The sequence below is a fragment of the Streptomyces sp. NPDC047108 genome (assembly GCF_040643575.1).
GTDB lineage: Bacteria > Actinomycetota > Actinomycetes > Streptomycetales > Streptomycetaceae > Streptomyces.
This window is the reverse complement of record NZ_JBEYUP010000006.1, coordinates 359,871-382,417: the sequence shown is the minus strand read 5'-3', so window position 1 is coordinate 382,417 and position 22,547 is coordinate 359,871. Positions and strand designations below refer to the sequence as shown.

General features: G+C 73.0%; 17 protein-coding genes, 1 pseudogene and 1 riboswitch. Of the genes and pseudogenes, 14 read left to right on the top strand and 4 right to left on the bottom strand.

All coding sequences use genetic code 11. The features are described 5' to 3' along the window. The 3 genes and pseudogenes from ABZ822_RS16320 to ABZ822_RS16310 all read left to right on the top strand — a co-directional run. Nucleotides 1-792 (top strand): annotated as a pseudogene (locus ABZ822_RS16320) (ubiquinol-cytochrome c reductase cytochrome b subunit); the annotation flags it as partial. A gap of 289 nt (nt 793-1,081) precedes the next feature. Next, entirely contained in the window at nt 1,082-2,149 is a 1,068-nt protein-coding gene (gene trpD / locus ABZ822_RS16315) for an anthranilate phosphoribosyltransferase (protein WP_360853319.1), read from the top strand. 178 nt (nt 2,150-2,327) lie between these two features. Then, nucleotides 2,328-2,445: riboswitch (SAM riboswitch) on the top strand. Between the two features lie 207 nt (nt 2,446-2,652). Next, the gene (locus ABZ822_RS16310) at nt 2,653-4,107 is read left to right on the top strand and encodes an aminotransferase class V-fold PLP-dependent enzyme (protein ID WP_360853316.1); all 1,455 of its coding nucleotides are present in this window, start codon (nt 2,653-2,655) and stop codon (nt 4,105-4,107) included. Nucleotides 4,108-4,595: 488 nt separating this feature from the next. Here the strand turns inward: ABZ822_RS16310 and ABZ822_RS16305 are convergent, their stop codons facing one another. Both ABZ822_RS16305 and ABZ822_RS16300 read right to left on the bottom strand, forming a co-directional pair. Then, the gene (locus ABZ822_RS16305; RefSeq protein ID WP_360853313.1) at nt 4,596-4,877 is read right to left on the bottom strand and encodes an Lrp/AsnC ligand binding domain-containing protein; all 282 of its coding nucleotides are present in this window, start codon (nt 4,875-4,877) and stop codon (nt 4,596-4,598) included. Then, nucleotides 4,874-5,683 carry a rhomboid family intramembrane serine protease gene (locus tag ABZ822_RS16300; RefSeq protein ID WP_360853310.1) on the bottom strand — a complete coding sequence of 270 codons (810 nt, stop codon included), beginning with the start codon at nt 5,681-5,683 and terminating at the stop codon, nt 4,874-4,876. Before ABZ822_RS16300 ends, ABZ822_RS16305 begins: the two co-directional genes overlap by 4 nt. A 409-nt stretch (nt 5,684-6,092) precedes the next feature. Between ABZ822_RS16300 and ABZ822_RS16295 the strand changes: the two genes are divergently transcribed. From ABZ822_RS16295 to ABZ822_RS16280, 4 genes are all read left to right on the top strand, one after another. Beyond that, entirely contained in the window at nt 6,093-7,454 is a 1,362-nt protein-coding gene (locus tag ABZ822_RS16295) for an NYN domain-containing protein (RefSeq protein ID WP_360853386.1), read from the top strand. 278 nt (nt 7,455-7,732) lie between these two features. Further along, nucleotides 7,733-8,761: an NlpC/P60 family protein gene (locus ABZ822_RS16290; RefSeq protein WP_360853307.1), complete on the top strand. Its 1,029-nt coding sequence runs from the start codon at nt 7,733-7,735 to the stop codon at nt 8,759-8,761. A 287-nt stretch (nt 8,762-9,048) separates the two neighbouring features. Next, complete coding sequence (locus tag ABZ822_RS16285) at nt 9,049-10,089, top strand: NlpC/P60 family protein (RefSeq protein WP_360853304.1); 1,041 nt, start codon at nt 9,049-9,051, stop codon at nt 10,087-10,089. 63 nt (nt 10,090-10,152) lie between these two features. Further along, nucleotides 10,153-11,451: a hypothetical protein gene (locus tag ABZ822_RS16280; RefSeq protein WP_360853301.1), complete on the top strand. Its 1,299-nt coding sequence runs from the start codon at nt 10,153-10,155 to the stop codon at nt 11,449-11,451. A gap of 147 nt (nt 11,452-11,598) precedes the next feature. Here the strand turns inward: ABZ822_RS16280 and ABZ822_RS16275 are convergent, their stop codons facing one another. After that, nucleotides 11,599-12,876, bottom strand: coding sequence for a glycosyltransferase 87 family protein (locus ABZ822_RS16275; protein WP_360853298.1), 1,278 nt, complete (start codon nt 12,874-12,876; stop codon nt 11,599-11,601). A gap of 105 nt (nt 12,877-12,981) precedes the next feature. Between ABZ822_RS16275 and ABZ822_RS16270 the strand changes: the two genes are divergently transcribed. Then, complete coding sequence (locus ABZ822_RS16270; protein WP_360853294.1) at nt 12,982-14,124, top strand: glycosyltransferase family 4 protein; 1,143 nt, start codon at nt 12,982-12,984, stop codon at nt 14,122-14,124. A 191-nt stretch (nt 14,125-14,315) separates the two neighbouring features. Continuing rightward, nucleotides 14,316-15,941, top strand: a complete 1,626-nt coding sequence (locus ABZ822_RS16265) for a GMC oxidoreductase (protein ID WP_360853291.1) — start codon at nt 14,316-14,318, stop codon at nt 15,939-15,941. A 54-nt stretch (nt 15,942-15,995) separates the two neighbouring features. Here the strand turns inward: ABZ822_RS16265 and ABZ822_RS16260 are convergent, their stop codons facing one another. Then, nucleotides 15,996-17,792, bottom strand: coding sequence for an AMP-dependent synthetase/ligase (locus ABZ822_RS16260; protein ID WP_360853288.1), 1,797 nt, complete (start codon nt 17,790-17,792; stop codon nt 15,996-15,998). Nucleotides 17,793-18,052: 260 nt separating this feature from the next. Between ABZ822_RS16260 and ABZ822_RS16255 the strand changes: the two genes are divergently transcribed. From ABZ822_RS16255 to ABZ822_RS16235, 5 genes are all read left to right on the top strand, one after another. Then, nucleotides 18,053-18,841: a metallophosphoesterase gene (locus ABZ822_RS16255; protein ID WP_360853285.1), complete on the top strand. Its 789-nt coding sequence runs from the start codon at nt 18,053-18,055 to the stop codon at nt 18,839-18,841. A 190-nt stretch (nt 18,842-19,031) separates the two neighbouring features. Beyond that, nucleotides 19,032-19,481, top strand: coding sequence for an SRPBCC family protein (locus tag ABZ822_RS16250; RefSeq protein ID WP_360853282.1), 450 nt, complete (start codon nt 19,032-19,034; stop codon nt 19,479-19,481). 2 nt (nt 19,482-19,483) lie between these two features. Further along, complete coding sequence (locus ABZ822_RS16245) at nt 19,484-20,896, top strand: ArsA-related P-loop ATPase (RefSeq protein WP_360853279.1); 1,413 nt, start codon at nt 19,484-19,486, stop codon at nt 20,894-20,896. Nucleotides 20,897-20,957: 61 nt separating this feature from the next. Next, nucleotides 20,958-21,428 carry a DUF5304 domain-containing protein gene (locus ABZ822_RS16240; RefSeq protein ID WP_360853276.1) on the top strand — a complete coding sequence of 157 codons (471 nt, stop codon included), beginning with the start codon at nt 20,958-20,960 and terminating at the stop codon, nt 21,426-21,428. A gap of 103 nt (nt 21,429-21,531) precedes the next feature. Further along, nucleotides 21,532-22,473, top strand: coding sequence for an ROK family glucokinase (locus ABZ822_RS16235; protein ID WP_360853273.1), 942 nt, complete (start codon nt 21,532-21,534; stop codon nt 22,471-22,473). Nucleotides 22,474-22,547: the final 74 nt, after the last annotated feature.

Genomic DNA, 22,547 nt, shown 5'->3' with positions numbered 1-22,547 from the left:
ATCGCGGCGATCGCGAGCATCAACCCGATCTGGGCTCTGGGGCCCTACATTCCGGACCAGGTCTCCACCGGCGCCCAGCCCGACTGGTACATGGGCTTCTCCGAGGGCCTCATCCGTCTGATGCCCGGCTGGGAGATCAACTTCGCGGGCCATACGCTCGCGCTGGGTGTGTTCATCCCGCTGATGATCTTCCCGCTGGTGCTGGTCGCCATCGCGGTGTGGCCGTTCATCGAGTCCTGGGTCACCGGGGACAAGCGCGAGCACCACATCCTGGACCGCCCGCGCAACGCCCCGACCCGTACCGCCTTCGGTGCGGCCTGGCTGAGCGTGTACTTCATCCTGCTCGTCGGTGGTGGCAACGACATCTGGGCCACGCACTTCCACCTGTCGATCAACGCGATCACCTGGTTCGGCCGGATCGGCTTCTTCGTGCTGCCGGTCCTGACCTTCGTCGTCACCAAGCGGATCTGTCTGGGTCTGCAGCGGCGTGACCGGGACAAGGTGCTGCACGGTCGTGAGACCGGCATCATCAAGCGGCTGCCGCACGGTGAGTTCATCGAGGTGCACGAGCCGCTGTCGCAGCAGCAGCTGCACACGCTCACGCAGCACGACCAGTACACGCCGCTCGAGCTCGGCCCCGAGGTCGACGAGAACGGAGTACGGCGGAAGATCAAGCGCACGCAGAAGCTGCGCGCGCGGATGTCGAAGGGCTTCTACGGCCAGGACAGCCAGATCGCCAAGCCGACCGCCGAGGAGTACCGGGAGATCACCGAGGGCCACGGTCACCACTGACCGGACCGCCGGCCGCCTGCCGGACTCCGCAGGAGTCGTACGAGGGCCCCGGGCCCGCCCCTTCGGGAGCGGACCCGGGGCTCTCGGGCGTGTGGGGGGCCCGGACCCCGTACGGAGGGCGGCGCCGTACGGAAGGGGCAGGGGTGGGACCGGGCCTCACCGTGCCCGGCAGGCCCGCCGCTGTCCGTACTCCGGGCTCGGCCGCGGCCGGGTCCGCCACGCCGATAGGCTGGCCGCAAGACCGCAGGTGGCGGCCGCCACCTGCCCATCCGACATCCAGGAGCGGACCATGGACCGTGTGACCCCAGCCGGAGCTGACAGCCCCGCGGCGGCCCGCACCTGGCCGGATGTCCTGACCTCCCTCCTCGCCGGCCAGAACCTGACCGCCGAGGACACCGCCTGGGCCATGGACCGGATCATGCGCGGCGAAGCCACGGACGTGCAGATCGCGGGCTTCGCGGTCGCCCTGCGCGCCAAGGGCGAGACGGTCGAGGAGGTCTCCGGCCTCGTCCGGACGATGTACGACCACGCCAATGTCATCGACGTACCAGGCCCGAGCGTGGACATCGTCGGCACCGGCGGTGACCGGGCCAAGACCGTGAACATCTCGACGATGTCGGCCATCGTCGTCGCCGGCACGGGCGCCCGGGTCGTCAAGCACGGCAACCGGGCCGCCTCCTCCGCGAGCGGGGCCTCCGACGTCCTGGAGAAGCTGGGCGTCAACCTCGACCTGTCGCCGCAGCGCGTGGTCGAGGTCGCGGACGAGGCCGGCATCACGTTCTGCTTCGCCGTGAAGTTCCACCCCGCGCTGCGTCATGTGGCCCCCGCGCGGCGCGAGTTGGGGATTCCCACGACGTTCAACTTCCTCGGCCCGCTGACGAATCCGGCCAAGGTGCGGGCCCAGGCGACCGGTGTGGCCGACCCGCGCATGGCGCCGATCATGGCCGGTGTCCTGGCCGAACGCGGCTCGTCGGCGCTCGTCTTCCGCGGGGACGACGGGCTGGACGAGCTGACCACCACCGCCACCTCGCAGGTGTGGGTCGTCCGGGACGGGACCGTGCGGCAGGAGTCCTTCGACCCGCGCGACATCGGGATCGACCTGGTGCCGGTGGAGGCCCTGCGGGGTGCGGACGCCTCGTACAACGCCGATGTCGCCCGCCGCCTGCTGGCGGGCGAGACCGGGCCCGTACGGGACGCGGTGCTGCTCAACTCGGCCGCGGCGCTGGTCGCCCTGGACCCGCGGGACGCGCCGCTCACCGAGCAGATCGCGGCCGCGATGGAGCGGGCCGCCGAGTCGGTCGACTCGGGGGCGGCACGGCGGACGCTGGAGCGCTGGGTCGGGGCGACCCACGGCTGAGCCGCCGGGTCCACCACCGGCTGAGCCCGCGGAGCCGCCAACGGCTCTGATCCGTACGGCACTTGGACTTCCCGCACCCGGTGTGAGGAAGCCGCCGCAACAGGCCGTAACGCAGGCCGCTGTCCACGTATCGGACAGCGGCCTGCGCGATGACGGCCTTGTGGCATGATGCTCGCCAGGTCACGAGTGACAGCGACACAGGCCCCGGCCCGCTGTCCGGCAACCCTCCGTCCGTGGCGGGGTGCCCCGGGTGATGACCAGGCCGCAGGCAGCGAGGTCTGCGGCAAGCGCGGATCCCTCGCCAGGGATCCTGGGTCGTCGAGGGAGATCTTCCGTGAATCAGCGAATGCGCTAGGGCCCGCGGCCCGTTCCCACAGCCTCCGTGCGGTGATCACTCCGCGATCGTCCGTGTGCCGAGGCGCCTTCCGTACGCCGTCCGCGCCGGTACTGCGCGACGCGTGCGTCCCTGAGAAGCCTTTCACCTGTCACCGGGAGATTCCGCCATGTCCGTGCGCCCTGCTGCCACCGCCTCGACCGCCTCCGCCCCTGCTGCCACCGCCGCCGACGGCACCGCCTCCGAGGCGTCCGGCGCCTGTTGCGCCGCGTCCGCCGTCGGCGCCCCGCTGCCCGTCCTCGGCCGGGACGTCCTCGTGCCGCTCGTCACCGGCGGCGAGGTCACGTACGCCGCCCTCGACTACGCGGCCAGCGCGCCCGCGCTGCAGCGGGTGTGGGACGACGTCGCCGCCTACGCCCCGTACTACGGCAGCGTCCACCGCGGTGCCGGGTACCTCTCGCAGCTCTCCACCGACCTCTTCGAGAACAGCCGTGCCGCCGTCGCCGAGTTCCTCGGCTGCCGCGACGACGACCAGGTCGTCTTCACACGCTCCACCACCGACTCGCTCAACCTGCTGGCGTCCGTACTCCCGCAGGGCACGCGGGTGTTCGTCTTCGAGACCGAGCACCACGCCTCACTGCTGCCCTGGCAGCAGGCCCCGGGTGTCGAGGTCTCCGTCCTCGACGCGCCCCGCACGCCGTGGGAGGCCGTCGAGACGCTGGAGCGAGCGCTCGCCGGCAGGGAGCCGTACGGCCCGGCGCTGGTGTGCGTCACGGGCGCCTCGAACGTCACCGGCGAGCTGTGGCCCGTACAGGAGCTGACCGCAGCGGCCCACGCCCACGGTGCCCGCATCGTGCTCGACGCGGCGCAGCTCGCCCCCCACCACCCCGTGGACATCGCGGAGTCGGACGTGGACTGGGTGGCCTTCTCCGGGCACAAGCTGTACGCCCCGTTCGGCTCGGGCGTCCTCGCCGGACGCGCCGACTGGCTGCTGGAGGCCGAGCCGTACCTCGCGGGCGGCGGTGCGAGCCGTACGGTCGCGCGGCGCGCGGACGGCGGCGTGGACGTGGAGTGGCACACCACGGCGGCCCGGCACGAGGCCGGTTCGCCGAACGTCATCGGCGTCTACGCCATTGCCTCCGCCTGCAAGGCGCTCACCGAGGCGGGCTTCGAGACGCTGGTGGAGCGCGAGCAGGCGCTGGTCGCGCGCGTTCGGGAAGGGCTGGCGGAGGTCCCGGAGGTGAGCGTGCTGTCGCTGTTCGGCGACGACGCGCCGCGGGTCGGCGTCCTGTCGTTCGTCGTCGACGGCTGGAACAGCTCGCACTTCGCCGCGGCGCTCTCCGCCGAGTACGGCATCGGCGTACGGGACGGCCTCTTCTGCGCGCACCCGCTGGTCAGGACGCTGCTGGGCAGCCACGCGGACGAGCCGGGGGAGTGCGGGGCGCCGGAGGCTGCGGCCCCGGGGGAGAAGTCGCTCAACGCGATCCGCGTCAGCTTCGGCGCGGGCACGCCGGAGGAGCACGTGGACCGCTTCGTCGCGGCGGTGAAGGAACTGGTCGCGAACGGCGCCCAGTGGACCTACCGCACGGAGGACGGCCGCTGCGTCCCGGACCGCAACGCGTAACCCGCCGCACGGCCGCGCGCCGGGCTCGGACCGGTCTCAACGGGTCCCCGCCGATGGGGATTGGCCCCGCTGCGGCCGCCCGTCCCGTCCTGGCGGGACGGGCGGCCCAGCGCCGACCACCGGCGCTCATCCGCCGGACGAGGCCCGGTGCCCGCGAGGGGCTGCCCGCGGAGGCGGGTGAGCGGACCGCCTCGGGGGGTCGCCCGTGGCGGAGTTGGCGCTGCGGGTGCGCTGCTGTGGGCAGTCGTCCGCCGGGGCGGGACGGGTGGGCGCAGCGACGGCCACCGGCGTTCAGCCGCCGCACCACGCCCGGCGACCTGGACCGTAGGCGCTCGCGCGGACTGCCCGCGGACGCGCAGATCCCGCCGCGCCCTGCGGCAACACCACCACCCGCCGCCCGGCGCAAGCCGCACCCCAACCGACATGCTTCAAGGGCCCCGGCCCTTGAAGCAACCGCTCCGCGGCGAGGGCCGAAGGCCCTCAAGCCGCTACGCGTCGAGACCGATCGCGAACGCCGCTTCCAGGTCGTGCTGGGAGTACGTACGGAACGCCACATGCGTGTCCGTGACCTCGACGCCGGGGATCTTGCTGATCCGTCCGGGGATGATGTCCGCCAGGTCGTCGTGCTCGCCCACGCGGACCATCGCCACCAGGTCGTAATTGCCCGTGACCGAGTAGACCTCGCTGACGTTCTCCAGGGCGGCGATCGTCTCGGCGATCTCGGGGATGCGGTCCACGCTGGTCTTGATGAGCACGATCGCGGTGATCACGGCTGGCTCTCTCCCTCGGTCGCCCTGGCTGCGCTGCTCACTCTAGCCTCACCGTCCGCGGTGCCACGCCTGGTGGCTCCGCCCCCGCTCGTCCCGCGTCCGTAGCGCGCCCAGGCGTAGAGGAAGCCCAGGCAGAAGCCGATGAGATGGGCCAGGTAGGCCACACCGGGCCGGGTCGTGACCGTACGGGCCGCCAGCCACTGGAGGACGAACCAGAAAATCAGCACCATCCACGCGGGGAAGCGCAGCGGCACGAAGAAGAGAAAGGGGAAGAGGCTGGTCACCCGGGCCGTCGGCAGCAGGTAGAGGAACGCGCCCAGCACGCCGGAGATGGCGCCGGAAGCCCCGACCACGGTCTGGGTCGAGCCGGGGTGCGCGGCCGCGAACCCGGCCAGCGCCAGGTAGCCGGTCGCGAGGTAGAAGAGCGCGAACCCCGTCCTCCCCATGCGCTCCTCCGCCATACCGCCGAAGACGAAGAGGAACAGCAGATTGCCCAGCAGGTGCAGCCAGCTCCCGTGCACGAACAGTGCCGTCAACGGGGTGAGCAGCGCGCGCGGGGAAGCCGCGAGCAGGTCGCGGGGGACGACGCCCCACCGTTCGAAGTACGCCACCTGGGCCGTATGCAGATCGACCCCTCTGCCGTACACCGGGTTCAGCCCGGCGGAGGGTCCCGCGACGAAGATCACGAAGCAGAGGACGATGAGGGCGTACGTCACGACCGGCTGCCGTCCGTGCCGCGCCCGGGGAAGGAACCGTCCGGCCGCAGCCACCCGGGCCCGCTGCTCCGCGATCACCTTACCGATCATGAACAGAGCATGGCGTAACCGGACGAAACTCCCCGGCGCGCCTCGCCGTGCCCCCGTTGGCCGCCCGGCCCCGGCGCCCCCTCCCCGCCAGGTCGTAGGGTGACGGAAAGCACCTGGAGAAGGACGACATCATGGGCGTACCCCAGCAGGCGGCCGAAACCCGTCGGCGCCGCACCCCGAGCGGCGTTCCCGCGCGTTTCGCCGGCACCCGTACGACCCGGGCGGTCGGGTACGTTCAGCTCGGCCCGGCCGATGGGGGCGGGTCCGAGGACGGCGGCGTCGTCGGTGGGAGCGGCACGGCCGGTGGGACCATCACGAGCGTGCGCTGCCGCTGATGCGACGCGGCGGACCGGACCGAGCTGGTGGACCGTCCGGGCGTGAGCGCCTGAGAACGGAGCGGTGACAGGTGGTGGAGCGTAGCGAAGGCGGCGCTGCCGGGGCCGACGAGGCCGCTGGTGCCGCCGAGGTGCTCGACCGCCCCCTGCCCGAGGGGGTGCGGCGCAAGGTGATCGCCCTCGTCGCGGACGCCTTCGGGGATCTCACCGTGGCGGAACTCCCGACGCAGTTGCGGCAGTACGCCCGTTTCACCCCCACCCGACGGGCGAAGTTCGCGGGCAATGCGATGGCGTCGGCGCTGGAGAGCCACGCGCTCTTCCGGCAGCGGGTGGCCGAACTGGTCCGCGCGGGGCAGCCGGAGCTGGCCGAGGCGCTGGACGCGGGCTCGGTGCCCGCGGCGGCCGATCCGCTGGACGTGGCGGCCGCGGCGTACGTGCTGCGCCCGCCCGGCTGGGTGAAGCTGGTCGCCGCCGCGGGTGAAGAGGTGCAGCGCGCGCAGGCCGAGAAGGCCGAGGAGGACGCGGCCCGCGAACTGCAGCGGCTGCGCGAGGAACTGGCCGCCGCACGCTCGGCCGCCCGTGACGAGACCGAGCACATGCGCACCGAGCTGGAGTCCGCCCGCAAGGACGCCGACCGGCTGCAGCGCAAGCTGCGCAGCGCGGAGAACGACGTACGGCGCGGTGAGGCGGCGCTGCGCAAGGCCGCGGCCGAACTCGACTCCGTACGGGAGGCCGCCGCCGCGGAGAAGTCCTCCGCCGAGACCGAGGCGCGGAGGCTGAAGGCGCGGCTGGCCGAGACGGAGTCGGCGCTCGAGGCGAGCCGGCGGGCCGCCCGCGAGGGCCGCAGCGTCGAGGACATGCGGGTGCGGCTGCTGCTGGACACGGTGCTCGACGCGGCGCAGGGGCTGCGGCGCGAGCTGGCGCTGCCGCCCGCGTCGATGCACCCGGCCGACACCGTCGACGCGGTCGAGCCGGGCCGGATGACGCCCAAGGACGTGGCGAGCCGCGCCCTGTCGGACACCGACCCCGCCCTGCTGGACCAGCTTCTCGCCCTGCCCCAGGCCCACTTGGTGGTGGACGGCTACAACGTCACCAAGACGGGCTATCCGACGATGCCGCTGGAGAAGCAGCGGCTGCGGCTGCTCGGCGGGCTCGCGGTGCTCGCGGCGCAGACCGGTGCCGAGATGACGTGTGTCTTCGACGGTGCGGAACTTGCCGCGCCGGTACTGCTCGCGCCGCCGCGCGGAGTTCGGGTGCTCTTCAGCAAACCGGGGCAGACCGCCGACGAGTTGATCCGCCGCCTCGTCCGCGCGGAGCCTCCGGGCCGTCCGGTCGTCGTGGTGTCGACCGACCGCGAGGTGGCCGACGGGGTCGCGCGCGCGGGCGCGCGCCCCGTTGCATCCGCTCTGCTTCTCAAGCGGCTTTCGCGTACCTGAGCAACTCCTGGGTCTATTGCCCGAATTGGGGGCAGCGGTGCGTCAGGTGCCCGTCACTGCCCGTGTGACGTGTGTAAAGAATGCGCGGTGTCACAGACTTTTTTCCGATGAGGATTTGAAGCGATCACAGGATGGTCACTAAGGTCTGGGCTCGAACCTCCGCGCGGTTGATCGTCCATCCGGGATGACCGTGGGGGAACCGCCGAGTCCGGGGCACGCGTCACCGCTCCACTCCCCACCCACCCGGCAGGCGGCTGAGGAAGAAGGAGCTCGCCTCCGTGGCGTCCCACCGTCGACCCAAGCAGCCGAGCCGCACGCGCGTGACCGTGCTCACCGCGACCGCCGCCGCGGCTGTCGCCCTGACCTCCCAGGCCGCGCAGGCCGACCCGAAGCCGACCAAGAAAGAGGTCAAGGCCAAGGTCGACAAGCTCTACGAAGAGGCCGAGAACGCGACCGAGAAGTTCAACGGGGTCAAGGAGAAGCAGGACAAGCTCGAGAAGCAGGTCGGCGATCTCCAGGACAAGGTCGCCCGCGGCCAGGGCGAGCTGAACGAGCTCCGCAACGGCCTGGGTTCGATGGCCACGGCCCAGTACCGCACCGGCGGCATCGACCCGTCCGTGCAGCTCATGCTCTCCTCGGACCCGGACTCCTACCTCGACAAGGCGTCCACCCTCGACCAGCTGAGCACCAAGCAGGCCGAGGCGCTCCGCAAGATCGCGGACAAGCAGCGCACGCTCAAGCAGCAGCGCCAGGAGGCCTCCACGAAGCTCGAGGAGCTGGCGGAGACCCGTAAGACGCTCGCGGGCAACAAGAAGGAGATCCAGGGCAAGCTCTCCAAGGCCCAGGCCCTCCTCAACTCCCTGACCGCCAAGGAGCGCGCGGCGCTCGCCGCCGCGGAGGCCGAGCGCGCCAACCGCGCCAGCAGCCGCGCGGACCTCGGCAACGCCCTGCCGTCCTCGCAGCGCGCCGGTGCCGCCTTCTCCGCCGCCCAGTCCAAGATCGGCTCCCCGTACGTGTGGGGCGCCACAGGACCGAGCTCCTTCGACTGCTCCGGCCTCACCTCGTGGGCCTACTCGCAGGCCGGTGTCTCCCTGCCGCGCACCTCGCAGTCGCAGGCCAACGCCGGTCAGAGGATCTCCAGCCAGAGCGCCCTGAAGAAGGGCGACCTGGTGCTCTTCTACGGCGACCTGCACCACATAGGTCTCTACGCCGGCAACGGCCAGATCCTGCACGCCCCGAAGCCGGGTGCCAGCGTGCGCTACGAGTCGATCAACAACATGCCGTTCCAGTTCGGGGTCCGCGTCTGACCCCGGGGTGAATCCCCCGCGGACGGGCGGTGGTTCGTCCCCGGACGACGGCGTTCCGCATCGCGTCGCACGGCGTCCGCGCACCGCCCATCCGGGGGAATCGGTACCCCCGTGAAGTTTCCACGCCCCGCCGGTGACCTGCGTTCTCCGGCGGGGCGTCACGTTCCGTATCCCTTCCCGGCTTTGAACGCTGCGCGATCATGCGGTTACTCTCTGCCCGCAGTCGTCGGCCCCAGCTCCGCCCACCGGGTGGCGCGGGCCCTCAGCGGAAGGGAGAGCGGCCGCCAGTGGCGTCCCATCGCCGTCCCTCACGGTCCGGTTCCGACCGGGTCACCCGGGTCTCCGTCCTGTCCGCCGCCGCGGCCACCGCCGCCGCGGCGCTCTCCGCCGGATCCGCCGACGCGGACCCGCGCGACACCCCGACGGATGTCACGTCGCGGGTGGACCGCCTCTACGAGGAGGCGGAGCGCGCCACCGAGCGGTTCAACGCGGCGGACGAGCACCGTGACCGGTTGAGCGACCAGACCGAGCGGCTGCGCGACCGCGTGGCCCGCGGCCAGGAGCGCGTCAACCGCCTGCGGGACGGGCTCGCGACCCTCGCCGGAGCCCAGTACCGCTCCGGCGGCATCGACCCCGCGCTCTCGCTGCTCCTCTCCGAGAACCCGGAGAGCTATCTCGACAAGGCGTCCACGCTCGACCGGATCGGCAACCGCCAGGCCGGACGGCTGCGCGCGCTCCAGGAAGCCCAGCGCGTCCTGAAACAGGAGCGTCAGGAGGCGAGCCGGAAACTCGCCGAACTGGAGCGCAGCCGCGCCGATGTGGCCCGCAGCAAGAAGTCCGTGGAGCGCAAGCTCGCCGTCGCGCGGACCCTGCTCAACTCCCTCCCGCCGGCCGAGCGGGCGGCGTACGCCAGGGCCTCGCGCTCCGGCGGCCGGTCCGACGGGCTGCAGGGCGCTCTGTTCGGGGACGCGGCGCCCTCCTCCTCCCGGGCGGCCGCGGCGGTCGCCGCAGCCCGGCGCGCGGTCGGCGCCCCGTACATCTGGGGCATGGCCGGACCCGCCGGGTTCGACTGCTCGGGGTTGACCTACTGGTCGTACGCCCAGGCGGGGATGGCCATTCCGCGGACCTCGCAGGGGCAGCGCTTCGCGGGGCAGCAGGTGCCGCTGAGCCAGGCCAGGCCCGGTGACCTGGTCACCTACCGCTCCGACGCCAGCCATGTCGGGATGTACGTGGGCAACGGGCAGGTGGTGCACGCGCCTTACCCCGGCGCGCGGGTGCGCTACGACCCCGTCGGCATGATCCCCGGCGCCACCGTGACCCGCGTCTGAGGGCCCGGCCCGATCCGCACGGTCCTGGGCGGGCAGCCGCGCCGGGCTCGTACGATCGGGGGCGTGGCAGGGCAGGGAAGCGGGGCGAGACGGCGGGCCGTGCGGTGCGTGGCGCTGGTCATGGCCCTGCTCACCGGTCCCGCGGCCGCGGCCGGCTGCGGTGCGTCCGGCGCGGCGACCGACTCCCGGAGCCCCGACGACCGCACCATCCAGCGCATGCTGGACCGGCGGGCCGAGGCACTGCTGGACCGCGACGGGCGCGGCTTCCTCGCCGCCGTCGACCCCCGCGCCACCGGCTACCGCGCCCAGCAGCGGAAGGTCTTCCGCAATCTTGCCGACGTGCCGCTGGACGGCTGGCGCTACCGCCTCGTCCGCACCGGCGGCTTCCGGCCCGCGCCGGGGGAGGGGCACCGGATCGCCGCCGAAGTCCGGCTGGGCTACCGCCTGAAGGGCTACGACACGGCGCCCGTGGAGTCCGTGCAGCGGCTCACCCTCACCGAGCGGGGCGGCCGCTGGTACATCGCCGCCGAGGACGCACGGACCCCTGACGGCAGAACCCGCGCGCGGCCGCTGTGGGAGCAGGGCGAGGTCACGGTCGTCCGCGGCAGGAGCAGTCTGCTGCTGGGCGTCGGTCAGGACGAGCGGCTGCTGCGGCGTGTGGCCAGGACCGCTGACGGGGCGGTGCCCGCGGTCGACGACGCCTGGCGGGGCCGGTGGGCGCGGCGCGTGGTGGTCCTCGTCCCCGGGTCGCTGCAGGGGATGAGCGCGCTGCTGGGCGCGCCCGCCGCCTCGTACCGGGGGATAGCGGCGGTGACCACGGGCGAGGCGGGCGGCGGCGGGCGGGCGCCTGCGGACCGCGTCGTCGTGAACCCCGAGGCGTACGGCCTGCTCGGCGAGACCGGTCAGGGCGTGGTGCTCACCCATGAGACGGCGCACGTGGCGACGCGGGAGGACACCTCGGCCGCCACCCCGCTGTGGCTGTCCGAGGGCTTCGCCGACTGGATGGGCTACCGCGGTACGGGCCGCTCGGTGCAGGAGATCGCGTCCGAGCTGAGCGGCGACGCGGCGTCCGGCCGTCTGCCGCGGGAGCTGCCAGGCGACGACGACTTCGGCTTCGCCGGGGGAGGCGGGCGGCTCGCGGCGGCGTACGAAGGCGGGTGGCTGGCCTGCCGGATGGTCGCCGAGCAGTGGGGCGAGGTGAAACTCCGCCAGTTCTACCGGGCCGTGGGCGCGCAGACGACGCGCGAGGGCGCGGTGGAACGGGCGCTGCACGATGTGCTGGGCATCGGCTCGGAGGCTTTCACGGCCCGCTGGCGGGCGTACGTCGCGCAGGAGCTGAGCCCGGACGGTCGGACGCGGTAGCGGGCGCGAAGTCCCGGACGGACGGCGGCTGTTGGCCGCTCGACGGCTCGACGGCTCGACGGCTCGACGGCCGGCGGCTCGGCGGCTCGGGGTTGCGGGCCGGGGTCCTGCCCGCCGCCGTGAGCCCGCCGCCATGAGCCCCCGCCGTCAGCGGGAGAGTGTCTCGGGTGCGTCCGTCCCGGCCGGGTGCGGGACCGCGGCCCGCTCGGCGTCCTCCCGCAGCCGGGGTTCGGTCACCGTCTGCCGCCAGAGGCGGCGGCAGCAGACCAGCGTCGCCGCGACGAGCAGCCCGTTGCGGACCGCCAGCACGGCGATGCCGAGCGCGTCGCTCACCACCACGTGCGGGAACCAGATGGGGAAGGCGATCTGCGTGACGGCCGTCGCCGCGAGCAGCAGCAGCGCGGTCGGCCCCTGCCGGCTGCCCCGCACCGTCAGGCACACCGCCGCCAGTCCGAGCAGCCAGAGCAGATACTGCGGGCTGATGACCCGGCTCGTCGTCGTGAACAGAAGCACGGCCGCGAGGGCGGCGTCGCATGCCGTGCCCGGCCCCGGCCGCACCACCCGGAGGCGCCACACCACCAGCCACATCAGCGCGAGGACGCTGAGGACGAGCGCGAGACGGCTCACCTCGGGCACGTACGGGCCCAGGAACTCCACCGACCCGTAGTTGAGCAGCACCCGGCCCTCCCAGCCGAAGTGCCGGGCGGCGTGGAAGACCAGCGCGCCGAGCGACTCGATCTCCGTACCGCGGTCGCGCTGGAAGGTGAGGAAGGCCAGGGCGCCGGGCATCGCCGCGGAGAAGAGCACGGCGACGGTCGCCGCCGTCACCGCGGCCGCCGTCCAGCAGGTACGGGTCACCGGCCCGCGCCGCACGCCGAGGAGGAGCAGGACCGGCCAGACCTTCAGCAGCGCGCCCAGGGCCGCGAGCGCCCCCATCGCGCGCGGACGGCGCGGCAGGGCGAGGAGCGCCGCCACCGCCACCGCCGTCACCATCACGTCGTACCGGGCGTACGCGGTGGGGCCGAGCAGCGGCACCCCGGCCACCCACACCCAGGCCCCCGCCGGATCGCGCCCCGGCCTCCGGCCCGCGCGCAGCAGCAGGGCGAGGACCGCGGCGTCGGTCAGCCAGGCCAGGACGAAGAACGCCGAGGCGTAGCCGAGGAACGGCAGCAGGGCGGGGGAGAGGATCGCGAGGGCGGCCGCGGGCGGGTACTGCCACGTCACGTCGTCCACCGGGAAGGTGCCGGTGCGCAGCACCTCGAACCAGCCGCGGTAGATCACCGAGACGTCCGTGGTCAGGTCGGGGCCCGGGAGGATCAGCACCTTGAACACGTACAGCAGCACGATGGCCCGGGTCACCGCCCAGACCGCCACCGGAGCCAGACGCGCCTGCCGCCTGCCCGGGGAAACGGTCGCCTGCTCCATGGAGCCTCGTCCCGTTCTGTCGTTTACGCACCCTTCGGTGCATCATGACCTACGGGACGGGCCGCGAGCGGACGACCCGCGCGGACCCGCTACTGTCGGCATGCGATGGACAAGACCCTGATCGTCACGAACGACTTCCCGCCCCGGCCGGGCGGTATCCAGGCGTTCCTGCACAACATCGCGCTGCGTCTGGACCCGGCACAGGTCGTCGTCTACGCCTCCACCTGGAAGCGGGACCACGAGGGCCTGGAGGCCACCGCCCGCTTCGACGCCGAGCAGCCGTTCACGGTCGTCCGCGACCGTACGACCGTGCTGCTGCCCACGCCGCGCGTGACCCGGCGCGCGGCGGCGCTGCTGCGCGAGCACGGCTGCGGCTCGGTCTGGTTCGGGGCGGCGGCACCGCTCGGGCTGATGGCCCCGGCGCTGCGGAAGGCGGGCGCGCGGCGGCTGGTCGCGACGACCCACGGGCACGAGGCCGGATGGGCGCAGCTGCCCGTCGCACGCCAACTCCTGCGGCGGATCGGTGAGTCCACCGACACCATCACCTACCTCGGCGACTACACCCGCTCGCGGATCGCACGGGCGCTCACGCGGGAAGCGGCCGGTCGCATGGTCCAACTCCCGCCCGGCGTCGACGAGAAGACCTTCCACCCCGCCTCCGGCGGCGGCGAGATCCGGGAGCGGCTGGGGCTGGCCGGGCGTCCCGTCGTCGTCTGCGTCTCGCGGCTCGTGCCCCGCAAGGGGCAGGACACCCTGATCCGGGCGATGCCGCGGGTGCTCGCGGCGGTGCCGGACGCCGTCCTGCTGATCGTCGGCGGCGGCCCGTACGCCAAGGACCTGGAGAAGCTGGCCGAGGAGACGGGGGTCGCCGGTTCCGTGCGCTTCACCGGTCCCGTCCCGTGGGAGGAACTGCCCGCGCACTACGGGGCCGGGGACGTCTTCGCCATGCCGTGCCGTACGCGCCGTGGCGGCCTCGACGTCGAGGGCCTCGGCATCGTCTATCTGGAGGCGTCCGCGACCGGACTGCCCGTGGTGGCCGGAGACTCGGGCGGTGCGCCGGACGCGGTGCTCGACGGCGAGACGGGCTGGGTGGTGCGCGGCAACGCCTCCGACGAGACGGCCGAGCGGGTCACCGCGCTGCTGCAGGACGCCGGTCTGCGCCGCCGCATGGGCGAGCGGGGCCGCGCTTGGGTCGAGGAGCGCTGGCGCTGGGACATCCTCGCGGAGCGGCTGACGGCCCTGCTCTAGGCCCGCGCTCGGGCGGGTGGTCACTTGCGCGGCTCGGCCACCGCGGTCGCGCGGTGCCCCGCCGTGCGCCGCGCCTCAGCGTGCCGCGCCGTACGCCGCGTCTCCCGCTGACGTCGGGTATTCGACCGTGCTCGAAAACGGTCATGTGCATGGCTATGGGCGATTCACGGTTTCTTGCTCATCATGCGCGCATGACCTCATACCTGACGCGTCGTCACTTTCTGGGTCTCGCCGCCCTCCAGACGGCCGCCGCCATCGGGCTCACCCGTATCGCCGCCCCCGCCGCGGCGCTCCCGTCCCGCGCCGCACTGCCCGACCACGTCCCGGCTCTCGTCGTCGGGTCCGGTTACGGCGCCGCCGTGGCCGCGCTCCGGCTCGGCGAGGCCGGCGTGCGCACCGTGGTCCTGGAGATGGGGCGGCTCTGGCACGAACCCGCCCCCGACGGCCGGGTGTTCTGTTCCACCCGGTCCCCGGACCGCCGGTCCATGTGGTTCCGCACCCGCACCGAGGCGCCGCTCGCCACCTTCCTCTGGCTCGATGTCGTCAACCGCGACATCGACCCGTACCCCGGCGTCCTGGACCGCGTCCGGTTCGACGCCATGTCCGTCTACGTCGGGCGCGGCGTCGGCGGCGGCTCGCTCGTCAACGGCGGCATGGCGGTGAAGCCGTCGCGCGCGTACTTCACCGAGGTCCTTCCGCGCGTGGACGCCGCCGGGATGTACGACCGGTGGTTCCCGCTCGCCGAGCGCACCCTGGGCGTCAACACCGTGCCACCCGACTGGTTCGAGTCCACGCCCTGGTACCGCTTCGCCCGCGTCTCGCGCACCCACGCCCACCGGACCGGACTGCGGACGACGTTCGTGCCAGGCGTCTACGACTTCGCGTACATGCAGCGCGAGGCCGCGGGCGAGGTCACCCGGTCCGCACTCGACGGCGAGGTGATCTACGGGAACAACCACGGCAAGCGCACCCTCGACCGCACTTATCTGGCCGACGCCCTCGGCACGGGCCACGTCACCATCGAGACCCTCTGCCGGGTCAGGGGCATCCGCCGCGAGCCGGACGGCCGTTACGTCCTGACCGTCGACCGCATCGACGAGACCGGCCACGTCATCGAGACCCGCGAGATCGGCTGCCGTCATCTCTTCCTCGGCGCGGGCAGCCTCGGCACCACCGAACTGCTCCTGCGCGCCCGCGAGACCGGCACCCTGCCCGACCTCGACGCGCGCGTCGGCACCGGCTGGGGCACCAACGGCAACGTCATGACGGCGCGCGCCAACCACGTCTGGGACACCACCGGCGCGCAGCAGTCGACGATCCCGGTCCTGGCCATCGACGACTGGAACAACCCGGACAACCCCGTGTTCGCGGAGATCGCGCCCCTGCCGATGGGGTTCGAGCACTGGATCAGCCTCTACCTCGCGATCACCCGGACCCGCGAGCGCGCGTCGTTCACCTACGACGCCGCCGCCGACCGGGCCCGGCTGAACTGGAGACGCGAGCAGAGCGAGCCCTCGGTCGCCTCCGCCCGTAAGCTCTTCGACCGCATCAACTGGCGGAACGCCACCGTCTACCGCCACGATCTCTTCGGCGGCAACAAGGCCTTCGCCGACGACTTCTGCTACCACCCGCTGGGCGGCTGCGTGCTGGGGGAGGCGACCGACGACTACGGGCGGGTGCGCGGCCACCCCGGCCTCTACGTCACCGACGGTTCGCTGATCCCCGGATCCCTCGGCGTCAACCCGTTCGTGACGATCACGGCCCTCGCCGAGCGTAATCTCGACCGCGTCCTCGCGGAGGACGGTGTCGGTTCCTGACCGAACGCATCAGGGCCGGCGGACGCATCCACCGGCCCCGTTGCGGTACTGCGATCAGGCGCTGTAGATGGCCTCGATCTCGTGCGCGTAGTCCTTCGCCACCACATTGCGCTTGAGCTTCAGCGACGGCGTGACGTGCCCGGACTCCTCCGTGAACTGCGAGGGCAGGATGCGGAACTTGCGCACCGACTCCGCCTTCGACACCGCGGCGTTGCCGTCCTCGACCGCCTGCTGGACCGCGGCCAGCAGCTCCGGGTCCTGGGCCAGCTCGGCGGGCGTCACACCGGCCGGCTTGCCGTGGTCCTCGGCCCAGCGCGGCAGGAACTCCTCGTCCAGGGTGATCAGGGCGCCGACGAACGGCCGCCCGTCGCCGACCACCATGCACTCGGCGATCAGCGCGTGGGCGCGGATCCGGTCCTCGATGACGGCCGGGGCGACGTTCTTGCCGCCCGCCGTCACGATGATCTCCTTCTTGCGGCCGGTGATCGCGAGGTAGCCGTCCTCGTCGAGCGTGCCGATGTCACCGGTGTGGAACCAGCCGTCCGACATCGCCTCGGCGGTCGCGGCCTCGTTGCCCCAGTAGCCCGCGAAGAGGTGCTCGCCGTGCAGCAGCACCTCGCCGTCGTCGGCGATCCGCACCACGGAGCCCGGCAGCGGCTGGCCGACGGTGCCGATCTTCTGCCGGTCCCACGGGTTGAAGGACGTGGCGGCGCAGGACTCGGTCAGCCCGTAGCCCTCCAGCACCGTGAACCCGATGCCGCGGTAGAAGTGGCCGAGGCGCTCGCCGAGCGGGGCCCCGCCGGAGATCGCGTACTCGCCGCGGCCGCCGAGCACCGTCCGCAGCTTGCTGAAGACCAGCCGGTCGAAGACCTTGTGCTTGAACTTCAGGCCCAGCGAAGGGCCCGACGGTGTGTCCAGCGCGCGGCTGTACGCGATGGCGGTGTCCGCCGCCTTGTCGAAGATCTTCCCCTTGCCGTCCGCCTGGGCCTTGGCCCGCGCCGAGTTGTAGACCTTCTCGAAGACGCGGGGCACGCCGAGCACCATCGTCGGCCGGAACGAGGCGAGTTCGTCGGTGAGGTTCGTGATGTCCGCGACATGACCGAGCTTGATCGGCGCGAGCACGGAGGCGATCTCGACCAGCCGCCCGAAGACGTGCGCGACGGGCAGGAAGAGCAGCACGGACGCGTCGCCGGTACGGAAGAGGGGACGCAGCCGTTCCACGATGTTGCCGCACTCGGCGAAGAAGTTGCGGTGGGTGAGGACACAGCCCTTGGGGCGGCCCGTGGTGCCCGAGGTGTAGACGATCGTCGCGGGCGAGTCGGCGCTCGCCATCGCGCTGCGCTCGTCGACCTCCCCGTCCGTGAGGTGCGCGCCCTCGCTGCGCAGGTGCTCGACGGCGCCGCCCTCGATCTGCCAGATGTGCTTCAGCTCCGGCAGCCGGTCGCGGACCGACTCGACGGCCGCCTCGTGGACCGCGGTCTCGCCGAAGCAGCCCACCGCGCCCGAATCGCCCAGGATCCAGGCGATCTGCTCGGGCGAACTCGTCTCGTACACCGGCACGGTGACGGCACCCGCGCTCCAGATCGCGAAGTCCAGCAGCGTCCACTCGTACCGCGTGCGCGACATCAGACCGACGCGGTCCCCCGGCTGGACGCCGGCCGCGATCAGGCCTTTGGCCGCGGCGCGCACCTCGCCGAGGAAGGCGGTCGCGGTCACGTCCTCCCAGCGGCTCCCGCGCTTGCGGGCGATGACCGGAACGTCCGGATGCTGGGCAGCATTACGGTGGATCAGATCCGTCAGATTGCCGTCCGCGGGGACCTCGTACAGGGCCGGAAGGCTGAACTCGCGCAAGACTGCTCCTCGTAGGGCGCCGGCGCCACGACGTCGTGTGGAGGTGCGCCGACTGCGGTCCATGTCAGGCAGGGGGTGTGGACTGCCCGGACGTTACCCATCGGTACTGGGTTCCCGATAGGGGGGTCGGTCAGATGTTCCATGCGTCACATACCGCTGCGTGTGGCTCAGCGCAGGTTAGTCCAGCTTTCGAAGACGCGGAAGTAACCGCAGGTGGGGGCAGTCTCCCGGGATCCGGGCCCGCGGCGTAGGGTCTGGCCATGCGAGTCCATGTGGTCAGTGACGTGCACGGCAACAGCCAGGATCTCGCGCGCGCGGGCGACGGTGCGGACGCGCTGATCTGCCTCGGCGACCTGGTCCTCTTCCTCGACTACGCCGACCACACCCGCGGCATCTTCGCCGATCTCTTCGGTGCGGAGAACGCCGACCGCATCGTCGAACTGCGCACCGCACGGCGCTACGAGGAGGCCCGCGCCTTCGGGGCGGAGCTCTGGGCCGGGGCCGCCCGCGCCGCCGGTGAGGAGCACTTCGACCGCCGGTCCGCGATCGAGGGGGCGGTCCGCAAGCAGTACGCCGAGTTGTTCGCCGCCTTCCCGCAGCCGACGTATGCCACCTACGGCAACGTCGACATCCCTCATCTGTGGGCCGAGTACGCGCAGGAGGGCACCACGGTGCTCGACGGCGAGCGTGCGGAGATCGGCGGCCGCGTCTTCGGCTTCGTCGGCGGCGGCCTGCGCTCCCCGATGCGCACCCCGTACGAGATCGACGACGAGACGTACGCCGAGAAGATCGCCGCGCTGGGGGAGGTGGACGTGCTGTGCACGCACATCCCGCCCGAGGTGCCCGACCTCTGCTACGACACCGTGGCGCGCCGCTTCGAGCGGGGCAGCTCCGCACTCCTGGAGGCGATCCGCGCCACCCGGCCGCGATACGCCCTTTTCGGTCATGTTCACCAGCCGCTCGCGCAGCGGATGAGGATCGGCGCCACCGAGTGCGTGAACGTCGGGCACTTCGCAGCCACCGGCAGGCCATGGGCCCTCGAGTGGTGAACGCCCGGCGGTGAGCGCGGTGGCGGGCACCCAGGGGTGGCCACGGGGGCGGACGGTAACGGTGCCGTCCGGGCGGTGACGGACCGTGAAAGGTGACGCAGGGCCTGCTCCTGCCTCCCACCTGTGCGCGGTAGCCTTCAGCCGCAGGCACACAGGCCGCGGACCGGACCGTAGTGGAGGAGCCACGGCGATGGCGGAACACACCAGCTCGAGCATCACGATCGACGCGGCACCCTCCGAGGTGATGTCGGTCATCGCCGACTTCGACCGCTATCCGGAGTGGACCGGAGAGGTCAAGGAGGCCGAGGTCCTCGCCAAGGACGAGCAGGGGCGGGCCGAGCAGGTCCGGCTGCTGCTCGACGCCGGCGCGATCAAGGACGACCACACGCTCTCGTACACCTGGACCGGTGAGAACGACGTGAGCTGGACGCTGGTCAAGTCCCAGATGCTGCGCGCCCTCGACGGCTCGTACAGCCTGGCGCCGGCGCAGGGCGGCGCCCGCACCGAGGTGACCTACCAGCTCACCGTGGACGTCAAGATCCCGATGCTCGGGATGATCAAGCGCAAGGCGGAGAAGGTCATCATCGACCGGGCGCTCGCCGGCCTGAAGAAGCGGGTCGAGAGCGAGATCCAGTCCTGAGCGTGCGCACCGTCCTCGTCACCGGCGCCGGTGGCGCCGGGCGTACGACGGTCGCCGCCGCGACCGCCCTCGCCGAGGCCCGCAGGGGTCGGCGCGTCCTGCTGCTGACCACCGACCGCCTCGGTTCGGCGGAGGCCGCGCTCGGCGTGACCGCGCTGCGCGCCGCCGCCGCCTCCGTCCCGGCACCCCGCCGCGACCCCGACGACCGGCCCCCCGCCCCGGGTTCCTCCCGCCCGTGGACCCCGCCCGCCGAGGTCGCCCCCGGGCTGTGGGCGGCGCGTATCGACCCCGGCGAGCACTTCCGTACCGAACTGCTCGCCCTGCAGGAGCGCTGCACGGCCGTGCTCGGCCTCCTCGGCGCCCGTCCCCTCGACCGGGACGAGCTGACCGAACTCCCCGGCGCACCCCAACTCGCCCTGCTCCACGCCCTCACATGCCTCCACCGGGGCGCAGCCGGGAGGGACGGTTCCGGCCGTACGGAACTCCGTACGGACTGGGACGTCGTGGTCGTCGACATGCCGCCGGTGCCGGAGGCCGTGGTCCTGTTCGCCCTGCCCGAGCAGTTCCGCCGCTATCTGCGCCGGCTGCTGCCGGCCGAGCGGCAGGCGGCGCGAGCGCTGCGCCCGGTGCTCGCCCAGCTCGCGGGTGTGCCCATGCCCGCCGAGGCGCTGTACGAGGTCGCGGACCGGCTGGCGGACGAACTCACCGCCGCGCAGGCCGTGTTCGAGGACCCCGCGACCAGCGTCCGGCTGGTGATCGAGCCCGGCCCGGCCGGAGCCGACGCGTTGCGCACCGCCCGCGCCGGACTCGCACTGCACGGGAGGCCCGTCGACGCCGTGATCGCCAACCGGCTGCTGCCCACCGGGTCCACCGACCCCTGGCTGGCCGGCGCCTCCGGCCGCCAGCAGGCCGCGCTGAAGGCGCTGTACGAGGAGCAGGCCTGCGGGGCGGCCGTCCGCGAGGTGCCCCACCTGGGCCGCGAACCGCGCGGCGCCGACGATCTCGGGGCACTCGCCGACCGGCTGGCGGCACGCTCCGCGGAACGCCCCGCCGTACCCTCCGCCCGGCGCGAAGGCGACACCGGCGGCACGTCGGGCGGCGTCGCACCCGGGAACGAGGACGCCGACGGGACGCCCGCCGCGGCGCCCGTCCTCGGAGCCGTCGAGGACCACCTCGCCGATCACGGCGTCCTCGTCTGGAGCGTGCCGTTGCCCGGAGCCCGGCGGGACGAGCTGGACCTCGTACGCCGCGGTGACGAACTCGTCCTCGGCGTGGGCCCGTTCCGCCGCATCCTGCCGCTCCCGTCCGCGCTGCGCCGGTGCTCGGTCACCGGGGCGGGGCTCGACGACGGCGCGCTGAGGATCCGCTTCACGCCGGACCCGGCCCTCTGGCCACGCATGCCCGACGGCCGGTGAACGGCGGCCCCGAGGTCGGGTAACGTCGAGATACCTCCCCAGCCGCATGCAGGAGCCCGCCATGAGCGATGCCACCGAGCGCCCCGGCGCAGACGCAGCCGACGCACCCGACGCCGACGCCTGGGCCAAGGCCTGCGCCGAGGACCTCGCCGCCGAGCGCGCGCGGCGGCGAGCGGAGCACGGAGCGCCGGCCGGGAGCGCCGCCGAGGAGCTGCGCAAACTGGCCGACGCCGTCGCCGAGAAGCTGTCCTCCTTCCAGGTCCCGCTCGCCGGAGCCACCGCGGCCGGAGCCGTGCAGCAGCTCCTCGCCCAGGCCAAGGCCGCCGTCGAGCCGGTCGTCGAGCGGAACCCGCAGGTCTTCGACCACCTCGCCGCGGCCGGGTCGGAACTGCTGGCTGCCTACCGTGCCGTCGTCGAGGGCCAGGAGCGCCGCTGGACCCGGAGCGCGGACACCCCGCAGGGCCCGCAGGGCACCACCGGCCCCGACGATCCCGAGGGCCCCTCCGGCACCGAGCGCATCGACCTCGACTGACGCCGCGAGGCCACCGTCTCGCCGATCGGAGCGGAAACCCTGCACCCGGTGCCCTCCGGTACGGTTGGTCGCGGCGGGGATCGACCGAATAACTGAGGGACACATGGGACTCACCATCGGCGTCGACATCGGCGGCACGAAGATCGCGGCCGGCGTGGTCGACGAAGAGGGCTCGATTCTCGAGACGTGCACGGTACCGACCCCGCCCACACCTGAAGGAGTCGTCGACGCCATCGCGGGCGCGGTGCGCCGGGTCAGCACCGGCCACCAGGTCGAGGCCGTCGGCATCGGCGCCGCGGGCTACGTGGACGACAAGCGCGCCACCGTACTCTTCGCGCCCAACATCAACTGGCGTCATGAGGCGCTCAAGGACAAGGTCGAGCAGCGCGTCAGCCTCCCGGTCGTCGTCGAGAACGACGCCAACGCGGCCGCCTGGGGCGAGTACCGGTTCGGCGCGGGCCAGGGCCACGACGACGTCATCTGCATCACCCTCGGCACGGGCCTCGGCGGCGGCATCATCATCGGCAACAAGCTGCGCCGCGGACGCTTCGGCGTCGCGGGCGAGTTCGGCCACATCCGGGTCGTGCCGGACGGCCTGCTGTGCGGCTGCGGCAGCCAGGGCTGCTGGGAGCAGTACGCCTCCGGGCGCGCCCTCGTCCGGTACGCCAAGCAGCGCGCCCAGGCCACCCCCGAGAACGCCGCGCTCCTGCTCGGCCTGGGCGACGGCACCCCCGCCGGCGTCGAGGGCAAGCACGTCAGCGAGGCCGCGCGCCTCGGTTGCCCGGTGGCCGTCGACTCCTTCCGGGAGCTGGCCCGCTGGGCGGGCGCGGGCCTGGCCGACCTGGCCTCCCTCTTCGACCCGTCGGCGTTCATCGTCGGCGGCGGCGTCTCGGACGAGGGCGACCTCGTGCTCGACCCGATCCGCAAGTCCTTCCGCCGCTGGCTCGTCGGCGGCCAGTACCGGCCGCATGCCCAGGTGCTCGCCGCCCAGCTCGGCGGTAAGGCCGGGCTGGTCGGCGCGGCCGACCTGGCCCGCCAGGGCTGATCTCCTGCTCGTACTGGGCACCCTCCTTGCCGGTCTCTGCGCGCCCGGTGCGGATCTTTCCGCGCCGGGCGCGC

Excerpts from the sequence above, each read along its gene's own strand:
- trpD (WP_360853319.1), top strand. The coding sequence starts at position 1,082 with ATGGACCGTGTGACCCCAGCCGGAGCTGACAGCCCCGCGGCGGCCCGC.
- ABZ822_RS16310 (WP_360853316.1), top strand. The coding sequence starts at position 2,653 with ATGTCCGTGCGCCCTGCTGCCACCGCCTCGACCGCCTCCGCCCCTGCT.
- ABZ822_RS16300 (WP_360853310.1), bottom strand. The coding sequence starts at position 5,683 with ATGATCGGTAAGGTGATCGCGGAGCAGCGGGCCCGGGTGGCTGCGGCC.
- ABZ822_RS16275 (WP_360853298.1), bottom strand. The coding sequence starts at position 12,876 with ATGGAGCAGGCGACCGTTTCCCCGGGCAGGCGGCAGGCGCGTCTGGCT.
- ABZ822_RS16270 (WP_360853294.1), top strand. The coding sequence starts at position 12,982 with ATGGACAAGACCCTGATCGTCACGAACGACTTCCCGCCCCGGCCGGGC.
- ABZ822_RS16265 (WP_360853291.1), top strand. The coding sequence starts at position 14,316 with ATGACCTCATACCTGACGCGTCGTCACTTTCTGGGTCTCGCCGCCCTC.
- ABZ822_RS16255 (WP_360853285.1), top strand. The coding sequence starts at position 18,053 with ATGCGAGTCCATGTGGTCAGTGACGTGCACGGCAACAGCCAGGATCTC.
- ABZ822_RS16250 (WP_360853282.1), top strand. The coding sequence starts at position 19,032 with ATGGCGGAACACACCAGCTCGAGCATCACGATCGACGCGGCACCCTCC.
- ABZ822_RS16240 (WP_360853276.1), top strand. The coding sequence starts at position 20,958 with ATGAGCGATGCCACCGAGCGCCCCGGCGCAGACGCAGCCGACGCACCC.
- ABZ822_RS16235 (WP_360853273.1), top strand. The coding sequence starts at position 21,532 with ATGGGACTCACCATCGGCGTCGACATCGGCGGCACGAAGATCGCGGCC.